This is a genomic window from Thioalkalivibrio sp. ALJ1, assembly GCF_000745395.1.
Classification (GTDB): domain Bacteria; phylum Pseudomonadota; class Gammaproteobacteria; order Ectothiorhodospirales; family Ectothiorhodospiraceae; genus Thioalkalivibrio.
In genome coordinates this window covers 354,864-378,709 of sequence record NZ_KN050684.1, presented here as the reverse complement: position 1 = coordinate 378,709, position 23,846 = coordinate 354,864, and the positions used below count along the sequence as shown (strand labels likewise).

Here is a 23,846-nt window from a genome sequence, read left to right as displayed (position 1 = left end):
GAGAAACGCGTGATGAGTATCGCAATCGACCAGCCCGTACCCGAAGACCTGCGTGTACCGGCCACTGGTGACCAGACGCTGGGCCCGGCCGATTTCCGCGGCAAGATCGTGGTCCTGTACTTCTATCCCAAGGACAGCACCCCGGGCTGCACCAATGAAAGTCGTGACTTTGCGGCCAACAAGGCTGCCTTCGACGCCGCCGGTGCCGTGATCCTGGGGATCTCGCGCGACAGCGTGAAAAGCCACGAGAATTTCCGTAGCAAGCAGGAGCTCCCGTTCGACTTGTTGAGCGATGCCGATGAGCAGCTCTGTGAAGCGTTCGACGTGATCAAGATGAAAAACATGTATGGCAAGCAGGTGCGCGGCATCGAGCGCTCCACCTTTCTGATTGATGCCGACGGGGTCCTGCGCCAAGAATGGCGCAAGGTGAAGGTCTCGGGGCATGTCGACGAGGTGCTGGAGGCGGTGCGCGAAATGGCAGGCAGTTAGACCCGCAGTCTTCGATTCATCCCGGCCCAGGAGGCGCCATGAGCGCAGCACCCGCAGACCCGAAACGCCTGTTCGTGCTGGATACCAACGTGCTGATGCACGACCCGACTGCGCTGTTCCGCTTCAAGGAACATGACATCTTCCTGCCCATGGTCGTGCTCGAGGAACTCGACCGTGGCAAGAAAGGGGTCTCCGAGGTGGCCCGTAACGTGCGGCAGGTGTCGCGCTTCATCGACGAGCTGATGAGCGACGCGACCCATGAGCAGATCGCCGCCGGGTTGCCGTTGCAGGCCGAGTCCCTGAGCGAGTCCACCTTTGCCCCCTCTGGGCGGTTGTTCTTTCAGACCCGCAACCTCGCCTCAAGCCTGCCGGATTCGCTGCCGGGCACGACACCTGACAACGACATCCTGGCCACCGCCCAGGCTCTGAAGACCGAATGGCCCGGTATTCCGGTCACCCTGGTCTCCAAAGACATCAACCTGCGCATCAAGGCCGCGGTCATCGGTCTGCATGCGGAGGACTACTACAACGACCAGGTGCTGGACGACGTCAGCCTGCTGTTTTCCGGCATGACCGAGCTGCCCGCGGACTTCTGGGACACCCACGGCCAGACGATGGATTCCTGGCAGGAGTCCGGCCGTACCTACTACCGCGTGACCGGGCCTTTGGTCTCCGAGTGGCAGCCCAACCAGTTCGTCTACCGCGAGGGCGAGAACCCGCTGTCCGCGATCGTGCTGGAGATCGACCAGCCGAACGAGTCGGCGGTCATCGAGCTGGTGGACGACTACATGACCCCGCGCCACAGCGTCTGGGGCATCAACGCCCGAAACCGCGAGCAGAACTACGCCCTGAACCTTCTGATGGACCCGGAGGTGGACTTCGTATCCCTGCTGGGCGCCGCGGGTACCGGCAAGACCCTGTTGGCCCTGGCCGCGGGGTTGGCACAGACGCTGGAGGACAACACCTACAAGGAAATCATCATGACCCGGGTCACGGTCCCGGTGGGCGAAGACATCGGCTTCCTGCCCGGGACCGAGGAAGAGAAGATGACGCCGTGGATGGGCGCGCTGATGGACAACCTGGAGGTGCTGGCCAAGTCCGAGGGCGCGGGCGACTGGGGTCGGGCGGCCACCAACGACGTCCTGACCAGCCGCATCAAGATCCGCTCGCTGAACTTCATGCGTGGGCGTACCTTCCTGAACCGCTACATCATCCTGGACGAGGCACAGAACCTGACCTCCAAGCAGATGAAGACGCTGATCACCCGCGCGGGTCCGGGGACCAAAGTCGTCGCGCTGGGCAATATCGCGCAGATCGATACCCCGTATCTGACCGAGACCTCATCCGGGCTGACCTACGTGGTGGATCGCTTCCGCAACTGGACCCACAGCGGCCATATCACGCTCACGCGCGGCGAGCGTTCGCGCCTGGCGGACTACGCCTCGAATCACCTGTAGACGGCGGGAAGACAAGCCTGGGGGCGGCAACGGAGCGGTAAACGGGCACCATCATTGCGAGGCCCCGCAGGGGCCGCGGCAACCTCCGGAAGCTGGTGCTGAGCCAGCTATGGAAGCAGATGGTTCCGGACGCAGTTCGCCACGTCGCTTCGCTCCTCGCGATGACGATACGAGTCCGTGTCGTTGCAAGGCCGTGACAGGGGCTGCGGCACTCTCTGGTGGCTGGGTGGCTGGCCCGGTGACGGGATCTGCTGGTTTCGGACGGAGGTTGCCGTGGCCCTTGCGGGGCCTCGCAATGACGGTGCATGTTTTGGCGCCAATGGGTCGGCTCAGCCGTCCTCGCTGTAGCGGACGCAGGCGCGTTCGGTCTCCCACAGGGTCAGTGCGTGCATGCGCAGGCCCGGGCGATTCAGGCGTTCGGCCATCTGGCGATAGAACCACTGTGCGATGTTCTCGGCCGTCGGGTTGACCGTGTCGAACGGGGGGACGTCGTTCAGGTAGCGGTGGTCCAGCTGCCCGGCGATCTCGCGGGCGGCGCTCTTGACCACCTTGAAGTCCACTGCCATGCCAGCGTCGTCCAGGGTCTCGGCCTCGACCTCGGCCTCCACCTTCCAGTTGTGACCATGCATATTCGCGCACTGCCCCGGGTAGTCGCGCAGGGTGTGCGCGGAGGCGAAGTCGGTCAGGACGCGAAGGGTGTAACGGGCACTCATGTTCTTTTCCGGGCGAGCGGCCGTTGGCGGCCGGGTTCTATTAGCCCGCGAAGCCTAGCCGGCCGCTGCCGTCCGCGCAATTCTCCTGCCCAAAGGCGTGGCGAATCGCGGTCAGTACGCCCTCGGTATCGAGGCCGCAATCCGCCAGGATCTGTTCGCGCGAGCCGTGTTCGGTGAAGCTGTCCGGGATGCCCAGTACCAGGCAGTGCCGGTTCAGGCCCTCGGCGGAGAGCCACTCCAGGACCGCGCTGCCGGCGCCGCCGGCGCGCGCGTGATCCTCCAGTGTGACGAAGCCCTGGTGGCTGGCGGCCAGTTGACCAAGGAGATCCGTATCCAGCGGCTTGATGAAACGCATGTTGACCACCGTCGCGTCCAGCGCCTCGCCGGCCGCCAGGGCCGTGTCCAGTAGTGCACCAAAGCTGAGGATCGCCAGGCCCTGCCCCTTGCGCACGACCTCGGCGCGTCCGATCGGCAGGGTCTCCAGATTGGTGCTGCCGCCTTCCGGCAGTTCACCGGGCCCGCCGCCACGCGGATAGCGCACCGCCGCCGGGCCGTCGTGGGCGTAACCGGTGGACAGCATCTGGCGGCATTCGCTCTCGTTGGCGGGTGCCATCAGCAGCATATTGGGGACGGCGCGCAGCAAGGCGGTATCGAAGGTGCCGGCGTGGGTGGGGCCGTCGGCACCGACGATCCCGGCGCGATCCACCGCGAACAGCACCGGCAGGTTCTGCAGGGCGACATCGTGGATAACCTGGTCCATTGCCCGTTGCAGGAAGGTGGAGTAGATCGCGACCACCGGCTTTTGCCGCTCGCAGGCCATGCCCGCCGCCAGGGTCACCGCGTGTTGCTCGGCAATGCCGACATCGAAGTAACGCTGCGGGAACTGTTCCGAGAACGCCACCAGTCCCGAGCCCTCACGCATCGCCGGGGTGATCGCCAACAGACGTTCGTCCGCCGCGGCCTGGTCGCACAGCCACTGGCTGAAGATATCGGTGTAGCTGGGGGTCTTGGGGCCCGACGGGGCCAGGCCGTTTTCCGGCTCGAACTTGGACACCCCGTGATAGCGGCAGGGGTCTTCCTCCGCCGGCGCGTAGCCCTGACCCTTGCGCGTGACCACGTGTAGTAGTTGCGGCCCCTGGGTCTCGCGCAGGTTCTTCAGGATGGACACCAGGCCGTTCACGTCGTGGCCGTCCACCGGCCCGAAGTAGCGAAAGCCCAGTTCCTCGAACAGGGTGCCGGGCACGAACATGCCCTTCATGTGTTCCTCGGCACGCTGGGCGAAGGCCTTCATCGGTGGCACGAACTCGAGCATGCGCTTGGAACCTTCGCGCATCGAGCTGTACAGCGGGCCCGACAGCAGCCGGGTGAAATACTGGTTGAGCGCGCCGACATTGGGCGAGATCGACATGTCGTTGTCGTTGAGGATGACCAGCAGGTTGCAGTCGAGATCGCCAATGTGGTTCAGCGCCTCGAAGGCCATGCCTGCGGTCATCGCGCCATCGCCAATCACCGCCACGTGCCGGCGATCGAGACCGGCGTGTTTCGCCGCCAGGGCCATGCCGGCCGCGGCGCTGATCGAGGTGCTGGAGTGCCCGGCGCCAAAGGCGTCGAACTCACTCTCCGCACGTTTGGGGAAGCCGGCCAGGCCACCATACTGGCGCAGGGTGGCCATGCCCGCGCGGCGTCCGGTCAGGATCTTGTGCGCATAGGCCTGATGCCCGACATCCCACACGATACGGTCATCGGGCGTGTTAAAGGCGTAGTGCAGCGCGATCGCGAGTTCGACCGTGCCGAGATTGGCTGCCAGGTGCCCGCCAGTGCGGGAGACGCTCTCGATCAGAAACTGGCGCAACTCGTCGGCGACCCCGGAAAGATCCGAGGCCGGATGTTCCCGCAGGTCAGCGGGCCATTCGATTGCATCCAGCAGAGGGGTAGGCGTCATCAAGGCGACCGTGTTCAGTTCATGCGGTCGACGATGTAGCGCGCGAGGAAGCGAAGCAAGTCCGCCTCCTGTCCGAAGGGTTGCAGTTCGTCCAGGGCCTCGTCGACGAGTGCGACCGCACGCTCGCGCGACGCCTCCAGCCCCTGCAGCGAGGGGAAGGTCGGTTTCTGCAGGCGCGCATCGGCGCCACAGGCCTTGCCCAGGACCTCGGGATCGCCCTCTACGTCGAGGACATCGTCGCGGATCTGGAAGGCCAGACCGATGCACTCGGCGTAGCGTGTCAGCCGCTCCAGCGTATCGGGTTCGGGGCTGCCGGCCCGCGCGCCCAGGCGCACCGAGGCGCGGATCAGGGCGCCGGTCTTCAACCGATGCATGCGCTCCAGTTCCGCCAGATCGATCGGTTGTCCGCAGGCCCCCAGATCGATCGCCTGGCCACCGGCCATGCCGTGCAGCCCAGCCGCCGTGGCCAGCTCGCGAGCCGCGTGCAGGCCGCTCGCGCTGGGCAGGTCGGAGACGCCACCGATGAGGACGTCGAAGGCCAGGGCCTGGAGGGCGTCGCCGGCGAGGATGGCGGTCGCCTCGTCGAAGGCCTTGTGACAGGTCGGGCGGCCGCGGCGCAGGTCGTCATCGTCCATTGCCGGCAGGTCGTCGTGGATCAGCGAGTAGACGTGGATCATCTCTACCGCGGCGGCCATGGCATCCAGCGCGGCTTCCGGGGCGCCGGTGGTGCGCCCGGCGGCGTAGACCAGCACCGGCCGCAGGCGCTTGCCGCCGGAAAGCGTGGCATAGCGCATCGCGTCGATCAGGCGCGCGTCGGGGGCCCCATCGACGGTCAGATGGCGGTCGAGGACGGACTCGATGCGGTGCTGGTAGTCGGTCAGGGCCTGGGTGGGATCGGCGGAGATCAACGGCAACTCGCTAGAACGGGACATCGGGGTCCGTGGTGTCGGACGTGCCCGGCGAGCGGGGAACGTTCGCGGTGGCGTTGTGGTCACTCTCGGCAGAGGCGCCGGGTGAGGTCTCCGCAGTGAGGGCTTCCATCCGGCGCTGGGCATCGTCCAGGGCTTGCTGGCAGCGATTGACCAGTTCCATGCCGCGCTGGAATTCGCCCAGGGACTGCTCCAGGCCCAGTTCGCCGGATTCCATCCGCGCGACCAGGGCCTCCAGGGCCTCCAGGCTGGCTTCGAATTCCGCCGGGCTGTCGGCGCTGGGCGAGTCGGTCATGATGGATTACCGGGTCGAAAAGGTGAGAAAGTATCCGATCCGCCGCGGCGAGGAAAGACGTGTCACCCGGCAGCTCTTGATTATAGGGCCGACACCCCCATGATGGGCAGGGCTTCCGGTTGACACTGAATCGGGCGCGGACTAGAGTTTTTAAACGGTTTAGACCGAGTCTAAACAGCCGTCTGCACAGGCATTCCTGTGGTTGTGTAGCACCCATAAGAGAGAAGGAGAGCACCATGGATCTGAAAGGCAGCAAGACCGAAGAAGCCCTGAAAGAGGCCTTTGCCGGCGAATCGATGGCCAATCGCCGGTACCTGTACTTCGCTTCCAAGGCGGACGTCGAAGGCTACAACGACGTGGCCACCGTGTTCCGTTCCACCGCGGAAGGTGAAACCGGCCACGCCCACGGCCACCTCGAGTACCTCGAGAGCTGCGGCGACCCCGCCACCGGCCTGGAGTTCGGCCCCACCTCCGCCAACCTGAAGACCGCCGTCGCCGGCGAGACCCACGAGTACACCGACATGTACCCGGGCATGGCCAAGACCGCCCGCGACGAAGGCTTCGACGAAGTCGCCGACTGGTTCGAAACCCTGGCCAAGGCGGAGCGTTCCCACGCCAACCGCTTCCAGAAGGCGCTGGACCAGCTGGACGACTGATCGTCTCCTGCCTGGGAAGTATGCGGGGCCGGTACGCCGGCCCCGTTTTCCGGGAGATACGGAACAGCCTGTGGCGCGGCTGACTGCGGGTCGCCTCGCATGCTGTTCCGTGTTTCCCTCGAAGCATCGTACTGATACGGCCACCGGAGGGATGCATGTCTGCGCCGACGCACCAACGTGAAGGAAGTCTCGAAGCCCCGACCCGTCATCCGCTCGACTGGAAGAACCCCGAGTTCTACAACGAGGAATCGCTGTTCGCCGAGCTCGAACGGGTCTACGACATCTGTCACGGCTGTCGGCGTTGCGTCAGTCTCTGCAACTCCTTCCCCACGCTGTTCGACCTGGTCGATGAATCCGAGACCTTCGAGGTCGACGGGGTCGACAAGAAGGACTACTGGAAGGTCGTCGATCACTGCTACCTGTGTGATCTGTGCTACCTGACCAAATGCCCCTACGTGCCGCCGCACGAGTGGAACGTGGACTTCCCACACCTGATGCTGCGCGCCAAGGCTGTGCGCTACCAGAGCGAGGGCGCGAAGGCCTCGCACAAGCTGATGTCCAGCACCGACACGGTCGGAAAGCTGGCGGGTATCCCCGTGGTGGCTGGCGCAGTCAATGCCGCCAACAAGAACGGTGCCGTGCGCAAGATGCTCGACAAGACCATGGGCGTGCACCCGGATGCCCCGGTCCCCGAATATCACTCGAAAAAGGGGCGCTCGCGCCTCGCGAAGGCTGCGAAGGGTGTAAGCAACCCCGAGCCGGCCGGCGCCACCCAGGGCAAGGTCGCCCTCTACGCCACCTGCTACGGCAACTACAACGAGCCGCACCTGGTCGAGGACTTGGTCAAGGTCTTCGAGCACAACGGTATCGAGGTCACCCTGGTCGAGAAGGAACAGTGCTGCGGCATGCCCAAGCTGGAGCTGGGCGACCTGAAGTCGGTGGAGGCGTCGAAGGACGCCAACATCCCGGCGATGAAGCGCATGATCGACCAAGGCTACGACATCGTCGCCCCGGTGCCTTCCTGCGTGCTGATGTTCAAGCAGGAACTGCCGCTGATGTTTCCGGACGACGCCGACGTGATCGCGGTACGCGATCGCATCTTTGACCCGTTCGAATACCTGATGGAGCGGCATAAGGACGGCAAGCTGAACACCGACTTCCCCGAGAAGCTCGGCAAGATCGCCTACCACGCCGCTTGCCACCTGCGGGTGCAGAACATGGGGCTCAAGACCCGTGACCTGTTGAAGCTGGTGCCGGATACCGAGATCGACGTGATCGAGCGCTGCTCCGGGCACGACGGTACCTACGGGGTTAAGAGCGAGTTCTACGAGACCGCCAGCAAGATCTGCCGCCCGGTGGTCAGTCGCGTACAGAAGGCCGAGTCGGACCACTATTCGAGCGATTGCCCGATGGCCGGCCACATGATCGAGAACGGGTTACAGGGCAAGGGCGAGGACAAGGCGCCCGAGCATCCGCTGACCCTGCTGCGCCAGGCCTACGGGCTGTAACGGCACCTCACAAGGAACCACTCGCGCCGTAGACGGCGCGGGCGAACGGAGATAGAACATGGCAAGTGACAGCTACCACGAACCGGTCGAGGAACTGAGCGACGAGTCGCGCGAGATGCATCGCGCGATCGTCTCGCTGATGGAAGAGCTCGAGGCGGTGGACTGGTATCAGCAGCGCATCGACGGCTGCAAGGACGAAGAACTCAAGGCGATCCTCGCGCACAACCGCGACGAAGAGATCGAACATGCCGCGATGGTGCTGGAATGGATCCGGCGCCATAACCCGGTGTTCGACCACGAACTGAAAGATAACCTCTGGTCCGACAAGGACTACACCAAGACGGGGCATCACCAGGATCACTGAGGTGTGTCGGTCCGAACGGGCCAATCCGACGAGATGGAGGTACCGAGATGCAGATGGAGGCAAGTGTGGACAAGCTGAGTCGTGAAGACCTGTTTTCGCTGGAGAAGTATCACGAGATGCGGCCACAGTTCCGCAACGAGGTGATGCAGCACAAGCGCAATCGCGTGGTGCAAGTGGGCCCGGCCGTGACCCTGCACTTCGAGGATCGCAAGACCATGCAGTACCAGATCCAGGAGATGCTGCGGGTCGAGAAGATCTTCGACGCCGAGGGCATCCAGGACGAGCTGGATGCCTACAATCCGCTGATCCCGGATGGTTCCAACTGGAAGGCGACCATGATGGTCGAGTACCCGGATGTGGATGAGCGCAAGGTGCAGTTGTCCAAGCTGATCGGGATCGAGCGCAAGACCTACGTGCAGGTCGATGGCCACGACAAGGTCTACCCGATCGCGAACGAGGACCTGGATCGGGAGACCGATGACAAGACCTCCTCGGTGCACTTCCTGCGCTTCGAGCTGACCCCGGAGATGGTCTCCGCCGCGAAATCCGGTGCGGCCATTGCCATGGGGGTGGAGCACGAGAACTACAACCACCGGCTGGATGCCGTCGCCGAGGGCTCCCGTGAGTCGCTGGCGGCCGACCTCGACGCCGTCAACTGACGCCGCGCGTTCGCGCGCACCGCAAAGGCGCCTCCGGGCGCCTTTTTCGTTTCCAGCGCATGCTGGACTGTGGTTGTGGCTTCGTCTGGCCGCCTGCCTCGTGGTGGCTGGTCCCGGTTCGTCATCCGGTGTTTATGTGCCTTCGGTCCGCATACTGCCGAGCGCTGACTCGCCAGCGCGCCCCGAGGTACTTCTTTGCTCGTGCAAAGAAGTACCCAAGAAACACGCCCGACTGCCGCGACCCCGGCCCGCTGCGCGGGCCGGGGTTTCCCTCGCTCCGAGGCTTTTCGCGGGCGGCGCTGAACTCGCTGCGCCTTCGGCTCCGCTCAGACATCCAGCGCCTTGTCTCCCGTGAAAACCCTCTCCACTCGGCGCGACGACAACGGGGGGTCAAGGTCAAGACAACGGCGGTCCATAGGTTCGTGGTAATGGATGAAGGCTAGGTCTTCGAGCATCTGGGCGCGCTCGGCCTGCGGCCATGGCGTGCCGCGCCCGCTAGCGGGCGCCGGGGGCTTTCCGACGGCAGTGCGCATTGTGGTGTCGTGGGGCTGAGATAACTTCTGTCTTGACCTTCGCCTCCCGTATGGAGCCCCTTGCGGAATCCGGGTGCCCTTCTTTGGGTCCTTTCTTGGGCAAGCAAGAAAGGACCTTGCGGCGCGCTGGCGAGTCAGCGCTCGGCAGTATGCGGACCGAAGGCACATAAACACCCGAGGCCGAACCAGGCCTAGCCACCACGAGGCAGGCGGCGAACCGAAAGCACCGCAAAAAACCCGGATGCCGAACAGGGCGGGGCAAGAGAAGGGCGGTTGGGCTGGGCGCTACAGGGCGTCGAGGACTTCGGAGAGGCGCGAGACCGCGACGACTTCCATGCCCTTGATGGGCTTTCGCGGCGCGTTGGCCGCCGGCGCGATCGCCCGGGTGTAGCCGTGCTTGGCCGCCTCGCGCAGGCGCTCCTCGCCATTCGGCACCGGCCGAATCTCGCCGGCCAGCCCGACCTCGCCAAAGGCGAGCATCTCCTGAGGCAGCGGCCGATCGCGAAAGCTCGACAGTGCGGCCGCGAGCATCGGCAGGTCGGCGGCCGTCTCGGTCACGCGCACGCCGCCGACCACATTGATGAAGACATCCTGGTCGAACAGGGCTACCCCCCCGTGCCGGTGAAGCACGGCGAGCAGCATGGTCAGGCGGTTCTGCTCTAGGCCCACGGTGATGCGCCGCGGTTGCGAGGCATGGCTCTCGGCGACCAGGGCCTGAACCTCGACCAGCAGGGGCCGCGTGCCCTCCCGGGTGACCATGACCACACTGCCGGGCACCGGCCCCTGGTGGCGCGAGAGGAAGATCGCGGAGGGGTTGGAGACCGCCTTCAGGCCGTTCTCCAGCATGGCGAACACGCCCAGTTCGTTGACGGCGCCGAAGCGGTTCTTGACCGCGCGCAGCATGCGGTAGCGCCCGTCTGGATCGCCCTCGAAATACAGCACCGTGTCCACCATGTGTTCCAGCACGCGCGGGCCGGCGAGCTGGCCGTCCTTGGTCACGTGGCCGACCAGGATCACGGTGATGCCGCGTTGCTTGGCCATGCGCACGAGCGCTGCGGCACTCTCGCGCACCTGGCCGACGGAGCCGGGCGCGGACTGCAGGGCGGCGGTGTAGAGGGTCTGAATGGAGTCGATCACCAGGACCCGCGGGCGTTCGCGCTCGCAGGTGGCGATCACGTTCTCCACCTGGGTCTCGGTCAACAGGCGCAGGCCATCGACCTCCAGGCCCAGGCGTTGCGCGCGCATGCCGATCTGTTGGGCCGATTCCTCGCCGGTCACGTAGAGCGTTTCACCCACCGGGAGCATGGCCAGCGTCTGCAGCAGCAGGGTGGATTTTCCGATCCCTGGATCGCCACCCAGCAGGACGACCGAGCCGTGGACTAGGCCCCCGCCCAGCGCCCGGTCCAGTTCGGACAGGCCGGTGCCGGTGCGCGGCACTTCGGTCATCTCGACCTCGCCCAGGCGGGTGATGCCCGCAACCTCGCCCGCGTACCCGCCGCGCGGCCCGGCGCTGGTGGTGGGGGTGGCGGCCTCCAGGGTGTTCCAGGCGCCGCAGTCGCCACATTGGCCGGCCCACTTGGGGCTGATTGCGCCGCAGGACTGGCATACGTACTGGGTCTTGCTCTTCGCCATCAGGGGGCCTTCTGTTCCGGGTTTTCCGGCAGATCGGGGGCGACCACGCGCACGGTGCGGATGGTGTTGTTCTTGATCTGGGCGATGTCCATCACCACGCCGTTGATCTTCACGCTCACGGGTGCCTCGGGGATGCTCTCCAGGTGTTCGACGATCAGGCCGCTCAGGGTCTTGGGGCCGTCCTGTGGCAGGTCCAGCCCAAGGGCGCGGTTCAACTCGCGTAGGTGGATGCCGCCGTCAACCATTGCCGAGCCGTCTTCCTGACGCAGGACGTCGTCGCTCATCGCCGGGGAATCGGTGGTGAACTCGCCGACGATCTCCTCCAGCAGGTCTTCCAGCGTGATCAGGCCCTCGATGTCGCCGTACTCGTCCACCACCAGGCCAATGCGCTTCTTCTGTTGCTGGAAGTTGATCAACTGGCGGTTGAGTGCGGTCCCTTCGGGGATAAAGTAGGGCGGCGTCAGCACCTGGCGCAGGTCGTCGGCGTCGAATTCATCGCGCTCCACCAGTGGCAGGACATCGCGGCGGTGGACGAAGCCGACGATGTGGTCCAGCTCGCCCTCGACGACCGGCAGTCGCGTGAAGCTGCCGTGGATCAACTGGTCCTCGACCTCGTTCCAGGGGTCGTTTAGGTCGATCACCACGATCTCGCTGCGGGGGATCATGATGTCCTCGACCGTGGTGCGTTCGAGATCGAGCAGGTTCAGCAGCATGCGCTGGTGATTAGCCGGGATCAGCGCGCCGGCCTCGGAAACCACGCTGCGCAGTTCGTCGGTGTTCAGTGCGGCGCGCTGGCCAGCATTCATGTGCACGCCGAACAGGCGCAGCACGCCATTGGCCATCACGTTGATCATCCAGACCACGGGCCACATCACCTTGATCAGTCCCGAGTAGACCCAGGCGGCGGGGTAGGCCACCCGCTCGCTGTGCAGGGCGGCGAGGGTTTTGGGTGCCGTCTCGGCGAAGATCAGCAGGGTGAGGGTCAGCACACCTGTGGCGATCGCTACGCCGGTGTCACCGAACAGGCGCCAGCCGATGAAGGTGGCGATCTGTGCGATCAGGATGTTGACGAAGTTGTTGCCCAGCAGGATCAGTCCGATCAGGCGGTCCGGCTTGTCCAGCAAGCGAGCGGCGAGCTGGGCACCGCGGTGACCGGTCTGTGCGCGATGGCGCATGCGGTAGCGGTTCAGCGCCATCAATGCCGTTTCCGAGCCGGAGAAGAACGCCGACAGCAGGAACAGCACCACCAGGGCGCCGAACAGGAAAGACAGCGGGATCTCTTGCAACGAGGTGGCCTGCGGTCAGGGGTGGGCGGGCTGGCGGGGTGGCATGGTCGGGATCATTTCAGGCAAGGCGCGTGGGGGTGTCAAGCCGCCCCACTACGCTCAAACACGCCCGAGGATGATCTCCAGTACCAGCTTGGAGCCGAAATAGGCCAGCACCAGCACCACGAAACCACCGGTAGTCCAGGCCAGGGCGCGTGTTCCACGCCAGCCCAGGCGCCAGCGCCCGACCAGCAGAATCGAGAAGATCAGCCAGGCCAGGATCGACAGCGTGGTCTTGTGGACCAGGTGCTGGGCGAACAGGTTGTCCACGAACACCAGGCCGGACAGCAGGCTGAGTCCGAGGAACAGCCAGCCGATGAAGATCATCCGGAACAGCCAGACCTCCATGGAGAACAGGGGTGGCAGGGCGCGCACGAAACCGGATGCGTGGTGGTTATGCAGCGCACGGTGCTGGGCGGCCATGACCGCGGCCTGGGCGGTGGACAGCGCGAGAAAGGCCCAGCCCAGCGCCGAGAACAGGATGTGCAGATCGATCCCGGCCGAGGTGGTATAGCGCGTATCGCCGTCGCACAGCAGGGCGGTCAGAACGGCCAGGGCCGTCAGTGGCAGGATGACCACCCCGAGGATGGCCAGGGGATGCCGCCAGCTGGTGGCCCAAAGCAGGGCGGCGACTAGCCAAAGCGAGGCCGAAAGGGCATTGCCCAGGCACAGGTTGAGCCCGGCATCGGTCAGGACCATCGGCAGCAGAGCACCCAGGTGGGTGATCAGGGCAAGCCCCCACAGGGCCAGCGCCAAGCGCGGCTGGCCGGGTGTCAGCGGCTGTTGGCGCGCTGTAACGATCAGGTAGCCCGCAGTGGCCAGATACAGGGCGACGGCGAGGAGTCCGGTGGCAATGATCATGACGCCGGATTATCGCTGCAACGCTTGCGGATTGCACATGCGAGCGTTGCTGCGGGGCGATTCCCGGTGTCGGAGGGACGCCTCTGCATTCAGGAAGGTGAGAGCGGTATACTATGCGGTCCCGTGATCGGCCAAGATCCGCCGATCATCGACGATTGCTACGAGGACGCGCGATGTTCGACGGCCTTTCCAGCCGCCTGCAGGAGACGATGAAGCGCCTGAAGGGTCAGGCGCGGCTCACCGAGGACAATATCCAGGACGCCCTGCGCGAGGTGCGCATGGCGCTGCTGGAGGCCGACGTGGCGCTCCCGGTGGTGCGCGAGTTCATCAAGGACGTCAAGGAAAAGGCGCTGGGCAAGGAGGTCATCGGCAGCCTGACGCCGGGCCAGGCCCTGATCAAGGTCGTCCATGACGAGCTGGTCGCGACTATGGGTGGCGAAAACGCCACGCTGAACCTGGCTCATCAGCCACCGGCTGTGGTGCTGGTGGCGGGCTTGCAGGGTGCCGGTAAGACCACCAGCATCGGCAAGCTCGCCCGCCTGTTGCGCGAGCGCGAGAAGAAAAAGGTCGCGGTGGTGAGCTGTGACGTCTATCGTCCCGCCGCGATCCAGCAGCTGGAGACCCTGGCCGGCCAGGTCGAGGTCACGTTCTACCCCAGTGATACCAGCCAGAAGCCCGAGGCGATCGCCAGCGACGCGGTGGCGCGCGCGCGCCGCGAGGGGGTCGAGGTCCTGCTGGTCGACACCGCGGGGCGCCTGCATGTCGACGCGGACATGATGGCCGAGGTCAAGGCGCTGCATCAGGCTATTGACCCGATCGAGACGCTGTTCGTGGTTGACTCCATGACCGGTCAGGATGCGGCGAACACCGCCCGCGCCTTTGGTGAGGCGTTGCCTCTGACCGGCGTGGTGCTCACCAAGGCGGATGGCGATGCCCGCGGTGGTGCGGCGTTGTCGGTGCGCCAGATTACCGGCGTTCCGATCAAGTTCATCGGCATGGGCGAGCGCCCGGATGCGCTGGAGCCGTTCCATCCGGAACGCATTGCCTCGCGCATTCTCGGCAAGGGCGATGTGCTGTCGCTGGTGGAAGAGGCCAGCCGGCAGGTTGACCAGGATCAGGCCGAAAAGCTGACCCGCAAGTTGAAGAAGGGTCGCGGGTTCAACCTGAACGACCTGCGTGACCAGCTAACGCAGATGCAGAAGATGGGGGGCATGAGCTCCATGCTCGAGAAGCTCCCCGGCGGCGGCAAGCTCCCGGATGCGGTGAAGAACCAGGCCAATGACAAGGAGATCGGTCGCATGATGGCGGTGATCTCGTCGATGACGGAGCACGAGCGTCGCCACCCGGATGTGATCAAGGGATCGCGCAAGCGGCGCATCGCCGCGGGTTCCGGTACCCAGATTCAGGATGTGAATCGTCTGCTCAAGCAACACACCCAAATGAGCAAGGCGATGAAGAAGTTCTCCAAGGGAGGTGCGTCGAAGATGATGCGGGCCCTGGGGAGCAAGATGGGCGGCATGGGGGGGATGGGTGGCCCCGGCGGCGGGATGCCATTCCGCTAGGGAGACGCTGATTTGATCGCGCGTCCGCGCTCGAGTCGCTTTTGCGTGGGAACAAGGCGCGGTGACTGCCGTGCAGTCACTCTGTACAAGGGAACCGCAACGCTGTGCGCGCACAAAAGCGGCCGAGCCCCTGCTTTCAATGGCTTGTGGGGTTGGTGCCCCCCTGTTTCCCGATCCTGCGTTGCGCCGCTTGCGGGTAGAACCACTACCCGCCGCTGCACGACGCGCCTTGTCTCGGAACACTTTGTCTCGAAAACTGGGGGGCACCAACGCGGACGCGCGATTAAATCAGCGTCTCCCTAGGCCGCCACATAATCAATGCGCGGGCGAACGTTGGCCGTACACGCGCGGGAGACCTGGCTTCTCCCTTGTGTTGTCGGCCGAATTCGTTATAATCGCGCGTTTTCTCGAGAAAACGGACTCACGGGGTTCAACACTACATGGTTACGATTCGCCTGCTACGCCGCGGCGCCAAGAAGCGCCCGTTCTACTCGATCGTGGTTACCGATTCGCGCAAGCGTCGTGACAGCGGTTACAAAGAGCAGATCGGTTTCTTCAACCCGGTCGCCCGCGGTCAGGAAGAACCGCTGCGCATTGACCTGGAGCGCGTGGATTACTGGCTGGGTCACGGCGCCGGCATGTCCGAGCGCGTGAACCACCTGGTCAAGGGTTACCGCAAGCAGCAGTCTGCGGCGGCCTAAGGTCGTCGGGCGACTGTACTGACACTTGGCTGCGGTCATGAACGAGGCGGGTGAGCGCATCCGTGTCGGGCGTGTCTCCGGGGTCTATGGTGTCAAGGGCTGGGTCCGGATTTTTTCCGAGACCGAGCCGCGCGCGGCGATTGCCGAGTTTCCGCAGCTGTGGATGCACTGCGGGAATGAATGGCGCCTGGTCGATATCGAGGGCGGACGTGCCCACGGGCCGGGTGTGGTGATGAAATTTCGCGAGGCCGTGGACCGCGATGCGGCCTACGGGCTGATCGGGTCCGAGCTCGCGATCGAGCGCGACTGGCTGCCGCCGGCCGGGGACGGTGCCTACTACTGGGCCGACCTGCTGGGGATGGCCGTCGAGACGCACGATGGCACCACGCTGGGTACGATCTCGGGTTTCATCGAGACCGGTGCCAACGACGTACTGGTCGTCAAGGGGGATAGGGAACGCCTGATCCCCTGGGTGCGTGAACAGTACGTGCTGGACGTGGACCTGGAGGCTCGCCGCGTGCGGGTCGACTGGGACCCGGAATTCTGAAGCGGCACGGATGCGTTTCGACGTCATCTCGCTGTTCCCGGAACTGGTTGCGGCGGTTGGCGAATCCGGCGTAACCGGACGGGCCGTGGAACGCGGCCAGCTGGAACTGGAATACTGGAATCCGCGCGCCTGGGGCGCCGGCTTCCACCAGGCTGTGGACGACCGGCCGTATGGCGGGGGTCCGGGCATGGTGATGCAGTACGCGCCGCTGGCGTCCGCTCTGGATGCGGCGCGGGCGGATGCCGAAGCACCGCCGTATGTGATCGCGCTGACCCCTCAGGGCCGGCCGATCCGGCAGGCGATGTTGCAGGAGCTGGCCGGACGGCCGCGTGTGGCGCTGGTCTGTGGCCGCTACGAGGGCATCGACGAGCGTTTCATCGAGGCGCAGGTCGATGCGGAGTGGTCGCTGGGCGACTTCGTATTGTCTGGCGGCGAACTCGCGGCCATGGCGGTGATTGACGGTTGTGCCCGTTTGCTGCCCGGCGTGCTGGGGCATGCGGACTCCGCCGGGCAGGACTCGTTTAGTGCCGGGCTGCTGGATTGCCCGCACTACACGCGCCCGGAGACGGTCGCCGGGCGGTCCGTGCCTCCGGTCTTGTTGGGCGGTGACCATGGCGCGATTCGGCGCTGGCGCCGCCGCGAGGCGCTGGGCCGGACCTGGAAACGGCGGCCGGACCTGCTGGCCCGGCTGGAACTCGGGGCCGAAGATGCGGCCCTGTTGGACGAATACCGTGTGAGTGGCCATGCCGGCGGCTCGCGCACCGAAAGCGATGATTGAGGTCGAGCAATGAATAACGTCATTCAGGAACTGGAAGCCGCACAGATGAAGTCGGATGTGCCCGACTTCGGGCCCGGCGATACCTTGGTGGTTCAGGTCAAGGTCCGCGAAGGGGACCGTGAGCGTCTGCAGGCCTTCGAGGGTGCGGTGATCGGGGTCCGCAACCGCGGCCTCAACTCCGCCTTTACCCTACGCAAAGTCTCCTACGGCAACGGCGTGGAGCGGACCTTCCAGACCCACAGCCCACAGATCGCGGAGATCAAGGTGAAACGTCGCGGTAAGGTGCGTCGCTCCAAGCTGTACTACCTGCGTGATCGTACCGGCAAGGCGGCCCGCATCAAGGAAGATATCAAGGCCGCGAAATAATGCGACAGGGCGGGGCGCGGTCGATGGCCGGGTCCCCGTCGCCCCTCGCATTTCGCTACCTGATGTCGGCTGGATCGACGCCTCAGAGCCAGCGCTGTCTCCTCCCTGGAGTCGCGCTGGCTTTTGTGTGGCTGGAGTCCGCCAGGGGCGAGCTACTGGCTTGTGAATGGCAGGACCCGGACGAGCCTGATGAGCTGACCATGCTGGTGGATATCCCGGGCGCCGACTTGCAGGCCCCCCGGTTTGAGCCGGGTGCTTACTGCCGCGATGCGTCCGCCTGGCGACCGACATCCGCGGTCCCGCCCGGCAGTGCCCATTCCCGGCGGGTCTGGGCGGCGTTGTCGAAGATCCCGGTTGGGGAGGTGCGCACCTACGCCGAGATTGCGGCCCAGGTCGGCTCCGCCCCGCGTGCGGTGGGGCAGGCCTGCCGTGCCAATCCCTGGCCGTTGTTTATTCCCTGCCATCGTGTGGTGTCCTCACGCTTTCGTGCCTCGCGTGATGTGGGAGGTTATGCCGGCGACCAGGTGGGCGAGTTGGCGCAGGTGAAACGCCTGCTGCTCGTGCATGAGGGCGTCCTCAGCCGCGACTGAGCGCAACTTTCTAACGGCTAGTACCAGACCGTTATTTTCCCTCTCCTTGATTCTTTGCGACCGCCGGGCGTGGTCGATCTTGGGGCACCCAATTTTCCAAGTGCCGACATGGCTGGACGTGTCTCTGGGCAATTCCCTCACCGCATCAGCCAGTTGCTCCCGCATTCCGTGCGTTTCGACGCCTGAATGAAACCTGAAAAAAGTTCGTAAAACCGGGAATAGAATTAGGGCCACCTCCGTCTGCCTCTCGGTGTTGATGCCCAAGAACCTTTGAAAAACAGACTGTTAGTAAACGCTAATATAGTCTTTTGTGTTGACAGCACGGACTCGGGTTCAGCACTCTGCTACACAGGTCCGGGCCAGATCAGTCCCGGGCTCAATCGAAAAAAACCCGTGTGATGGAGGTTTCCATGTTCAAGAAAGCATTGCTTGCGTTGCCCGTAGCAATGGCTGTTGGGGCTGCGGCTCAGGCCGGTGAATGGCAGGACCCCAACGATGTCCTGCAGGGACTGCTGGAGGCGCAGCCTGACTCCAGGTACCTGCACCAGAGTGAAATGAACATCATGATGATGCCGGATAACCCCGCCCTCTGGCTGATCGACGAAGGCGAAGAACTGTTCTACGCCGAGCGCGGCCCGAACAACGTCTCGCTGGAAGGCTGCGACTTTGGTAAGGGTCCGGGCGTGCTGGAAGGCGCCTACGTAGAACTGCCGCGCTACTTCGAAGACACCGGGAAGGTGATGGACTTCGAACACCGCCTGGTGCACTGCATGAAGGAACTGCAGGGCTTCACCAGCGATGACTCCGAAGTCGGCCAGCGTCATGGCAGCGGCTCGGACATCATGCGTCTGACCACTTACATTGCGCACCAGTCCTCCGGCATGGCATGGAATCCGCCGCTGGATCACCCGGAAGAGCAGGCCATGCGTGACGCTGGCGAGAAGCTGTTCTTCCGTCGTGGTGGTGCGATGGACTTTAACTGCGCCTCCTGCCATGGCGATACCGGTAAACAGATCCGCGCCTCTGTGCTCCCCGAGATGCGCAATTCGCAGGAATGGACCAAGGCGGTCTCCTGGCCCGCCCACCGCGCTGGACAGGACAACGTGCGTAGCCAGAACCACCGTATTCGCGGTTGCGTATGGCAGATGCGTCACGCCGGTATCCTGCCGGATTCCCCGGTGAACACCGCCCTGATTTCCTACTGGAATGACGCGGCGCGTGGCGAACCGGCCATCCTGCCCGACCTGAAGCGGTAACCTACGGACGCAATAGGAGACACCAAGTATGTTTAAAAAGAATGCTGTTGCGGCCGGTATGGCCGCGTTCGCATCCGTCGCCCTGGCCGCAGGCTGTGCCGTCGCAGACGGAAGCAAAGGTTCGGACGTCGACATTACCGCGATGAGCGCGGAGGAACTTGCCGAGCACCTCATCTTCGAAACGAATAGTTTCCGAGATCAGGAGATGCAGGAAGGCGGCAACTGGTCCGATCGCATGACCCAGGACGAGTTGCAAAAGGCCTGTTCCTTCGACAACACCCGCGAAGACCTCGATGGCGAAACCGCCGGTCAGGTCGTGGCCATGGCGCGTGCGGGCTACGAAGCCCCGGAGAGTATCGAGCTGGGTGACTGGCGCAAGGGTGCCGAGCTGGCGGATTCCGGCTTCGGCTATCGCATGGGCCACAACAACGATGACCACGGTCAGCGCGAGCAGGGTGGCAACTGCTACAACTGCCACGTGTTTGATCCGCGCGTATCCACCCAGGGTACGATCGGGCCGAGCCTGGAAAACTATGGCGCCCAGCGTGGCACCAGCGAAGCCGTTCTGCGGTATGTGCACGAGGTGATTTCCAATCCTCACCAGTACTTCCCGTGCACACAGATGCCGCGGTTCAACTCCGACCGTCACCAGCTCCTGACCGACGAGCAGATCAGCCACATCATGGCTTATCTGCTGGATCCGGAGTCTCCGGTGAACAACCAGTAAGCACTTAGCTGGTTTAGGGGCAGCCTTCCTGGGCTGCCTTTTTTTGAGGCTCCGCAGGATGGCCTGCGGGGCCTCTTTCCACCGACCCTCCCCAGGGTCCCCTGCGATAAGAGTCGTGGGTTGTCCGCCGGGGTCCCGCGCTCCATTGGGCTTGGAGAACCACAGGCCACGGTTGATGAACGTCCGGGCGACATGTTCGGAAAGAAGCGGCAGCAGCCGACGCAAGAGGAGATTTCAGGGATGCTCAACAAGAAGAGACTTGGGGCAGGCTTGGCCATTCTGGCTTCCGCCGTTCTGGTTACGGGTTGCGACGGACTGGGCGATGGATGGGACCGATTGACCGGCTGGATGGGTGATTCCGACCGTGAGGTCGACATAACGGCGATGAGCGCCGAAGAATTAGCAGACCACCTCGTGCTGGAGACGGATAGTTACCGTTTCGAGCAGGAGGCACAGGAAGGAGGGACGGCTCGCGACCGCATGACGCAAGACGGCATTCAGGCCGCTTGCTCGTTCGAGGGCGCGCCGGATTCCGATACCGCGGGCGAGGTAATCGCCATGGCCCGCGAAAGCTATCAGGAACCCCCAGGTGGCCCGCGACTAGGTAACTGGCGCCGCGGCGCCGAGCTGGCACGGTCCGGCTTTGGGTACCGACTCGGCCACAACAACGATGACCACAGTCAGCGCGAGGTGGGCGGCAACTGTTATGCCTGTCACCAGATGGATCCGTCCGAAGAGCTCTACGGCACGCTGGGCCCAAGTCTCGCGGGCTATGGTTCGACGCGAGGTTCGGATAGTGCGGTGGTGAATTACGTACACCAGGTGGTGTCGAACCCTCACCAGTATTTCCCGTGCACGATCATGCCCCGGTTCGGGCGCAATAACTTCCTGGACGAGGAACAGATCGCGCATATCATGGCGTATCTGCTGGACCCGGATTCCCCGGTTAACCAGTAAACCGTTCACACGGTCGAGGGCGGTCCAGATGGGCTACCCTTCTTCAGCCACCACGGGTCCGTTCGTGGTGGCTTTTTGTTTCTGAGGGTTCATGTCCAGATATCAACACGACGTTCACGCCGGCAACTTTGCCGACGTACACAAGCACCTGGTGCTGTGGCAGGTCCTGGACTCGTTGCGGGGTCGCGACAAACCCTTTGTCGCGATCGATTTGCATGCTGGCGCCGGGGGCTACAGCCTGAGCAGTGCGCGGGCCCGGCAGACGGACGAGGCCGCATCGGGGATTGGCCGGCTGTGGTCGTGTGCCGGATCGTTGCCGCCCATCGTTGAGGAGTATTTGTCGGCCCTGCGGGATTTGCAGCCGAATCCGCCGCACCTGGCCGAATACTTCGGTTCACCGTTGTTGATTCAGGCACGTCTGCGGGAGCGAGATCAGCTCATTGCCTGCGAGCAGAATCCGGAAACGCAGGCGCGCCTAAAGGGCCGATTGACCGAGGACGCTCGCTGCCACGTGCACCGGCGCGATGCCCGCGAGGCCGCGACTGCGCTCTTCCCTCCGGAGCCGCGGCGCGGCCTCGTTCTGCTGGATCCACCCTACCAGCGCAAGATGGAATACCGCGAGGTGGTGGCGATGGTCCAGTCCATTCGCCAGCGCTGGAATACCGGAACGATCCTCATCTGGTACCCGGTCGTCGCCGGGCGTCCGGATCACGCGATGCGCGAACAGCTGCGCGCCGAGCTGGACGATCCCTGGTTAATCAGCGAACTGCGTATCGCCCCGGACCCGGAACGCCATCGCGGGCTGGCTGGCTCGGGAATGCTGGTGCTGCGGCCACCGTGGCAATTGGAGACCCTCCTTGCGGAAACGCTGTTGCCGGTCTGGCGGCTGCTCGACCCCGAGGGAGCAGGGGGGCTGTATCAGGCGGGTGCCCTTGAAAATGGAGCGGGCGACCCTACCTTGCGTCGTGTCGAGACCATTTTAGGGAAGAGCAGGCCATGAGCGAGACCCAGACCGACCCGAAAACCGAGACCCGCCGCTTCGAGACCGAGGTCAGCCAGCTCCTGCAGCTGATGATTCACTCGCTGTACTCGAATCGCGAGATCTTTCTGCGCGAGCTGATCTCCAACGGCGCCGATGCCTGCGACAAGCTGCGCTTCGAGGCCCTGGCCCAGCCCGACGCGATTCCGCAGCCGGCCGAGCTGGCGATCGATGTCGAGGTCGACACGGACGCACGCAGCGTAACCGTGCGCGACAACGGGATCGGCATGTCGCGTGACGAAGTCGTTGAACACATCGGCACCATCGCGCGTTCCGGCACCAAGGCATTCCTCGAAAAATTGACGGGCGATCAGAAAAAGGACTCGCAGCTCATCGGCCAGTTCGGGGTTGGCTTCTACTCGTCGTTTATCGTCGCGGACCATGTGCGCCTGGAGACACGTCGCGCCGGTAGCGAAGCCGACGCAGGCACGCGCTGGGAATCGCGCGGTGATGGCGAATACACCATTACGCCGTGCGAGCGTGCCGCGCCCGGTACCGAGATCACCCTGACGTTGAAGGAAGACGCCGACGAGTTCCTGGAGGCGGTCCGTCTGCGCCACATCATCGGTCGCTATTCCGATCATGTGGCCTTCCCCATCCGCATGCGCAAGCAGGACGACGAGGGTAACCCCACGGATGACTGGGAGACGGTGAACCGCGCCAGCGCCCTGTGGACGCGGTCGAAGAGCGAGGTCAGCGACGAGGAATACCGCGAGTTCTACAAGCATGTCGCACACGACTTCGATGACCCGACTGCCTGGACCCACAACCACGTGGAAGGGCGGCAGGAATACACCACACTTTTTTATATCCCGAAGCGCGCGCCGTTCGACCTGTGGGATCGCGATGCCCGCCACGGGGTGAAGCTCTACGTGAAGCGTGTGTTCATCATGGATGATGCGGAGAAGCTCCTGCCCAACTACCTGCGTTTCGTGCGCGGGGTGGTGGACTCGGCCGACCTGCCGCTGAACGTCTCGCGTGAGATCCTGCAGGACAACCGCCTGGTCGACTCGATCCGCTCGGGCTCGGTGAAAAAGATCCTCGGCCTGATGCAGTCGATTGCCGACAATGAGCCGGAGAAATACACCGAAATCTGGCAGAACTTCGGGCGCGTGCTGAAGGAGGGCCCCGGCGAGGACTACGCCAACCAGGAGGCGATCGCCAAGTTGCTGCGCTTCGCCAGCACCCAAAACAGCGATGACACCCAGAATGTCGCCCTGGCGGATTACATCGCGCGCATGAAGGAGGGGCAGGAGGCGATCTATCTGATCACCGCCGACAATGCCTCGGCCGCACGCAACAGCCCGCACCTGGAAGTCTTCCGCAAGCACGGGATCGAGGTTCTGTTGCTATCGGATCGGGTGGACGAGTGGTTGCTCTCCCACCTGCGCGAGTTCGACGGCAAGCCGTTGAAGAACGTCGCCAAGGGTGACCTGGACCTCGACAAGATCATCGGCGAGGACGCCGAGCAGAAGAACGAGACCGGGGAATCGGCTGCTGACGAGGACCTGGCCGATCTGCCCGAGCGCCTGCAGCAGGCCCTGGGCGATCGTGTCGACAGCGTGCGCGCGTCGCGGCGGCTGGTGGAATCCCCGGCCTGCATTGTGCTCGGCGAGCACGAGATGGCGCTGTACCTGCAGGAGTTGCTCAAGCAGGCCGGCCAGGACACCTTCTCAAGCAAGCCCGTCCTGGAGGTCAACCCGGGGCATCCGCTGGTGGAGCGCCTGAAAGCGGCCGAGGGCGATGATTTCAACGACCTTGCCTCGTTGCTGTTCGATCAGTCCCTGCTGGCTGAGGGTGGGCAGCTGGAAGATCCGAGCGGCTTCGTGGCCCGCCTGAACCGGCTTTTGCTGCAAAACGCCGCCTGACAAGCGACATCCCTCCGTCGGTGCGCGGTTGAAACCGCGTGCGCGGCGGGGCAGACCTGACGTGGGGTCACGTTCCGCGTTACCCTTGTATG

General features: G+C 64.3%; 24 protein-coding genes. 17 read left to right on the top strand and 7 right to left on the bottom strand.

Annotated elements, in window-relative coordinates; all coding sequences use genetic code 11:
- Window positions 1-12 precede the first annotated feature (12 nt).
- Together F462_RS04130 and F462_RS04125 are read left to right on the top strand one after the other, a co-directional pair.
- On the top strand, window positions 13-489 hold the full coding sequence (locus F462_RS04130) for a peroxiredoxin (protein WP_038051864.1): 477 nt from the start codon (window positions 13-15) through the stop codon (window positions 487-489).
- A 38-nt stretch (window positions 490-527) separates the two neighbouring features.
- Window positions 528-1,946 (top strand): PhoH family protein, encoded by a 1,419-nt coding sequence (locus F462_RS04125; protein WP_038051863.1) that lies wholly within the window; start codon window positions 528-530, stop codon window positions 1,944-1,946.
- A gap of 329 nt (window positions 1,947-2,275) precedes the next feature.
- Here F462_RS04125 and queD read toward each other — a convergent pair whose 3' ends face one another.
- Genes queD through F462_RS04105 form a run of 4 tightly spaced genes read right to left on the bottom strand, consistent with a single transcriptional unit; the run spans window position 2,276 to window position 5,825 of the window.
- Window positions 2,276-2,659 carry a 6-carboxytetrahydropterin synthase QueD gene (gene queD, locus F462_RS04120; protein ID WP_038051860.1) on the bottom strand — a complete coding sequence of 128 codons (384 nt, stop codon included), beginning with the start codon at window positions 2,657-2,659 and terminating at the stop codon, window positions 2,276-2,278.
- A gap of 40 nt (window positions 2,660-2,699) precedes the next feature.
- Entirely contained in the window at window positions 2,700-4,601 is a 1,902-nt protein-coding gene (dxs, locus tag F462_RS04115; protein WP_038051858.1) for a 1-deoxy-D-xylulose-5-phosphate synthase, read from the bottom strand.
- A 14-nt stretch (window positions 4,602-4,615) separates the two neighbouring features.
- On the bottom strand, window positions 4,616-5,533 hold the full coding sequence (gene ispA / locus F462_RS04110; protein ID WP_208854128.1) for a (2E,6E)-farnesyl diphosphate synthase: 918 nt from the start codon (window positions 5,531-5,533) through the stop codon (window positions 4,616-4,618).
- Complete coding sequence (locus tag F462_RS04105; protein WP_038051853.1) at window positions 5,520-5,825, bottom strand: exodeoxyribonuclease VII small subunit; 306 nt, start codon at window positions 5,823-5,825, stop codon at window positions 5,520-5,522. Before F462_RS04105 ends, ispA begins: the two co-directional genes overlap by 14 nt.
- A 236-nt stretch (window positions 5,826-6,061) precedes the next feature.
- Between F462_RS04105 and F462_RS04100 the strand changes: the two genes are divergently transcribed.
- From F462_RS04100 to F462_RS04085, 4 genes are all read left to right on the top strand, one after another.
- The gene (locus tag F462_RS04100; protein ID WP_018145308.1) at window positions 6,062-6,481 is read left to right on the top strand and encodes a rubrerythrin family protein; all 420 of its coding nucleotides are present in this window, start codon (window positions 6,062-6,064) and stop codon (window positions 6,479-6,481) included.
- 155 nt (window positions 6,482-6,636) lie between these two features.
- The gene (locus F462_RS04095; RefSeq protein ID WP_038051851.1) at window positions 6,637-7,989 is read left to right on the top strand and encodes a heterodisulfide reductase-related iron-sulfur binding cluster; all 1,353 of its coding nucleotides are present in this window, start codon (window positions 6,637-6,639) and stop codon (window positions 7,987-7,989) included.
- Window positions 7,990-8,047: 58 nt separating this feature from the next.
- Entirely contained in the window at window positions 8,048-8,353 is a 306-nt protein-coding gene (locus F462_RS04090; protein WP_038051849.1) for an encapsulin-associated ferritin-like protein, read from the top strand.
- 47 nt (window positions 8,354-8,400) lie between these two features.
- Entirely contained in the window at window positions 8,401-9,012 is a 612-nt protein-coding gene (locus tag F462_RS04085) for a DUF3501 family protein (protein ID WP_038051846.1), read from the top strand.
- Window positions 9,013-9,830: 818 nt separating this feature from the next.
- On the opposite strand, the gene radA is transcribed toward F462_RS04085, so the two are convergent.
- The 3 genes from radA to F462_RS04065 form a co-directional block, all read right to left on the bottom strand.
- The gene (gene radA, locus F462_RS04075; protein WP_038051842.1) at window positions 9,831-11,177 is read right to left on the bottom strand and encodes a DNA repair protein RadA; all 1,347 of its coding nucleotides are present in this window, start codon (window positions 11,175-11,177) and stop codon (window positions 9,831-9,833) included.
- Window positions 11,177-12,463, bottom strand: a complete 1,287-nt coding sequence (locus F462_RS04070) for an HlyC/CorC family transporter (RefSeq protein WP_018142066.1) — start codon at window positions 12,461-12,463, stop codon at window positions 11,177-11,179. The genes radA and F462_RS04070 overlap by 1 nt, the downstream gene beginning before the upstream one ends.
- A 99-nt stretch (window positions 12,464-12,562) precedes the next feature.
- Complete coding sequence (locus F462_RS04065; protein ID WP_018142065.1) at window positions 12,563-13,363, bottom strand: cytochrome C assembly family protein; 801 nt, start codon at window positions 13,361-13,363, stop codon at window positions 12,563-12,565.
- A gap of 173 nt (window positions 13,364-13,536) precedes the next feature.
- On the opposite strand from F462_RS04065, the gene ffh reads away from it, so the two are divergent.
- The 11 genes from ffh to htpG all read left to right on the top strand — a co-directional run bounded on the left by ffh (window position 13,537) and on the right by htpG (window position 23,754).
- Window positions 13,537-14,925, top strand: coding sequence for a signal recognition particle protein (gene ffh, locus F462_RS04060; RefSeq protein ID WP_018142064.1), 1,389 nt, complete (start codon window positions 13,537-13,539; stop codon window positions 14,923-14,925).
- Window positions 14,926-15,365: 440 nt separating this feature from the next.
- The gene (rpsP, locus tag F462_RS04055) at window positions 15,366-15,626 is read left to right on the top strand and encodes a 30S ribosomal protein S16 (RefSeq protein ID WP_018142063.1); all 261 of its coding nucleotides are present in this window, start codon (window positions 15,366-15,368) and stop codon (window positions 15,624-15,626) included.
- Between the two features lie 37 nt (window positions 15,627-15,663).
- Entirely contained in the window at window positions 15,664-16,173 is a 510-nt protein-coding gene (rimM, locus tag F462_RS04050; RefSeq protein ID WP_038051839.1) for a ribosome maturation factor RimM, read from the top strand.
- A 10-nt stretch (window positions 16,174-16,183) separates the two neighbouring features.
- Entirely contained in the window at window positions 16,184-16,951 is a 768-nt protein-coding gene (trmD, locus tag F462_RS04045) for a tRNA (guanosine(37)-N1)-methyltransferase TrmD (protein WP_038051836.1), read from the top strand.
- A 9-nt stretch (window positions 16,952-16,960) separates the two neighbouring features.
- The gene (gene rplS / locus F462_RS04040) at window positions 16,961-17,317 is read left to right on the top strand and encodes a 50S ribosomal protein L19 (protein WP_038051833.1); all 357 of its coding nucleotides are present in this window, start codon (window positions 16,961-16,963) and stop codon (window positions 17,315-17,317) included.
- A 23-nt stretch (window positions 17,318-17,340) separates the two neighbouring features.
- Window positions 17,341-17,907, top strand: a complete 567-nt coding sequence (locus tag F462_RS04035) for a methylated-DNA--[protein]-cysteine S-methyltransferase (RefSeq protein ID WP_208854127.1) — start codon at window positions 17,341-17,343, stop codon at window positions 17,905-17,907.
- A 446-nt stretch (window positions 17,908-18,353) separates the two neighbouring features.
- Entirely contained in the window at window positions 18,354-19,163 is an 810-nt protein-coding gene (soxA, locus tag F462_RS04030; RefSeq protein WP_038054802.1) for a sulfur oxidation c-type cytochrome SoxA, read from the top strand.
- A gap of 28 nt (window positions 19,164-19,191) precedes the next feature.
- Window positions 19,192-19,890: a sulfur oxidation c-type cytochrome SoxX gene (gene soxX / locus F462_RS04025; RefSeq protein ID WP_038051827.1), complete on the top strand. Its 699-nt coding sequence runs from the start codon at window positions 19,192-19,194 to the stop codon at window positions 19,888-19,890.
- A gap of 240 nt (window positions 19,891-20,130) precedes the next feature.
- Window positions 20,131-20,847 (top strand): sulfur oxidation c-type cytochrome SoxX, encoded by a 717-nt coding sequence (gene soxX, locus F462_RS04020; RefSeq protein WP_038051824.1) that lies wholly within the window; start codon window positions 20,131-20,133, stop codon window positions 20,845-20,847.
- A gap of 91 nt (window positions 20,848-20,938) precedes the next feature.
- Window positions 20,939-21,847, top strand: coding sequence for a 23S rRNA (adenine(2030)-N(6))-methyltransferase RlmJ (locus tag F462_RS04015; protein ID WP_038051821.1), 909 nt, complete (start codon window positions 20,939-20,941; stop codon window positions 21,845-21,847).
- Window positions 21,844-23,754: a molecular chaperone HtpG gene (gene htpG, locus F462_RS04010; protein ID WP_038051817.1), complete on the top strand. Its 1,911-nt coding sequence runs from the start codon at window positions 21,844-21,846 to the stop codon at window positions 23,752-23,754. Before F462_RS04015 ends, htpG begins: the two co-directional genes overlap by 4 nt.
- The last annotated feature ends 92 nt before the right edge of the window (window positions 23,755-23,846 follow it).

Coding starts and splice junctions, on each gene's coding strand:
- ffh (WP_018142064.1), top strand. CDS start 13,537: ATGTTCGACGGCCTTTCCAGCCGCCTGCAGGAGACGATGAAGCGCCTG.
- soxX (WP_038051827.1), top strand. CDS start 19,192: ATGTTTAAAAAGAATGCTGTTGCGGCCGGTATGGCCGCGTTCGCATCC.
- F462_RS04125 (WP_038051863.1), top strand. CDS start 528: ATGAGCGCAGCACCCGCAGACCCGAAACGCCTGTTCGTGCTGGATACC.
- F462_RS04105 (WP_038051853.1), bottom strand. CDS start 5,825: ATGACCGACTCGCCCAGCGCCGACAGCCCGGCGGAATTCGAAGCCAGC.
- htpG (WP_038051817.1), top strand. CDS start 21,844: ATGAGCGAGACCCAGACCGACCCGAAAACCGAGACCCGCCGCTTCGAG.
- F462_RS04035 (WP_208854127.1), top strand. CDS start 17,341: ATGGCCGGGTCCCCGTCGCCCCTCGCATTTCGCTACCTGATGTCGGCT.
- F462_RS04130 (WP_038051864.1), top strand. CDS start 13: ATGAGTATCGCAATCGACCAGCCCGTACCCGAAGACCTGCGTGTACCG.
- F462_RS04065 (WP_018142065.1), bottom strand. CDS start 13,363: ATGATCATTGCCACCGGACTCCTCGCCGTCGCCCTGTATCTGGCCACT.
- soxA (WP_038054802.1), top strand. CDS start 18,354: ATGGCTGTTGGGGCTGCGGCTCAGGCCGGTGAATGGCAGGACCCCAAC.
- ispA (WP_208854128.1), bottom strand. CDS start 5,533: ATGTCCCGTTCTAGCGAGTTGCCGTTGATCTCCGCCGATCCCACCCAG.
- F462_RS04100 (WP_018145308.1), top strand. CDS start 6,062: ATGGATCTGAAAGGCAGCAAGACCGAAGAAGCCCTGAAAGAGGCCTTT.
- queD (WP_038051860.1), bottom strand. CDS start 2,659: ATGAGTGCCCGTTACACCCTTCGCGTCCTGACCGACTTCGCCTCCGCG.
- soxX (WP_038051824.1), top strand. CDS start 20,131: ATGCTCAACAAGAAGAGACTTGGGGCAGGCTTGGCCATTCTGGCTTCC.
- dxs (WP_038051858.1), bottom strand. CDS start 4,601: ATGACGCCTACCCCTCTGCTGGATGCAATCGAATGGCCCGCTGACCTG.
- rimM (WP_038051839.1), top strand. CDS start 15,664: ATGAACGAGGCGGGTGAGCGCATCCGTGTCGGGCGTGTCTCCGGGGTC.
- F462_RS04095 (WP_038051851.1), top strand. CDS start 6,637: ATGTCTGCGCCGACGCACCAACGTGAAGGAAGTCTCGAAGCCCCGACC.
- F462_RS04090 (WP_038051849.1), top strand. CDS start 8,048: ATGGCAAGTGACAGCTACCACGAACCGGTCGAGGAACTGAGCGACGAG.
- radA (WP_038051842.1), bottom strand. CDS start 11,177: ATGGCGAAGAGCAAGACCCAGTACGTATGCCAGTCCTGCGGCGCAATC.
- rpsP (WP_018142063.1), top strand. CDS start 15,366: ATGGTTACGATTCGCCTGCTACGCCGCGGCGCCAAGAAGCGCCCGTTC.
- F462_RS04015 (WP_038051821.1), top strand. CDS start 20,939: ATGTCCAGATATCAACACGACGTTCACGCCGGCAACTTTGCCGACGTA.
- rplS (WP_038051833.1), top strand. CDS start 16,961: ATGAATAACGTCATTCAGGAACTGGAAGCCGCACAGATGAAGTCGGAT.
- F462_RS04085 (WP_038051846.1), top strand. CDS start 8,401: ATGCAGATGGAGGCAAGTGTGGACAAGCTGAGTCGTGAAGACCTGTTT.
- trmD (WP_038051836.1), top strand. CDS start 16,184: ATGCGTTTCGACGTCATCTCGCTGTTCCCGGAACTGGTTGCGGCGGTT.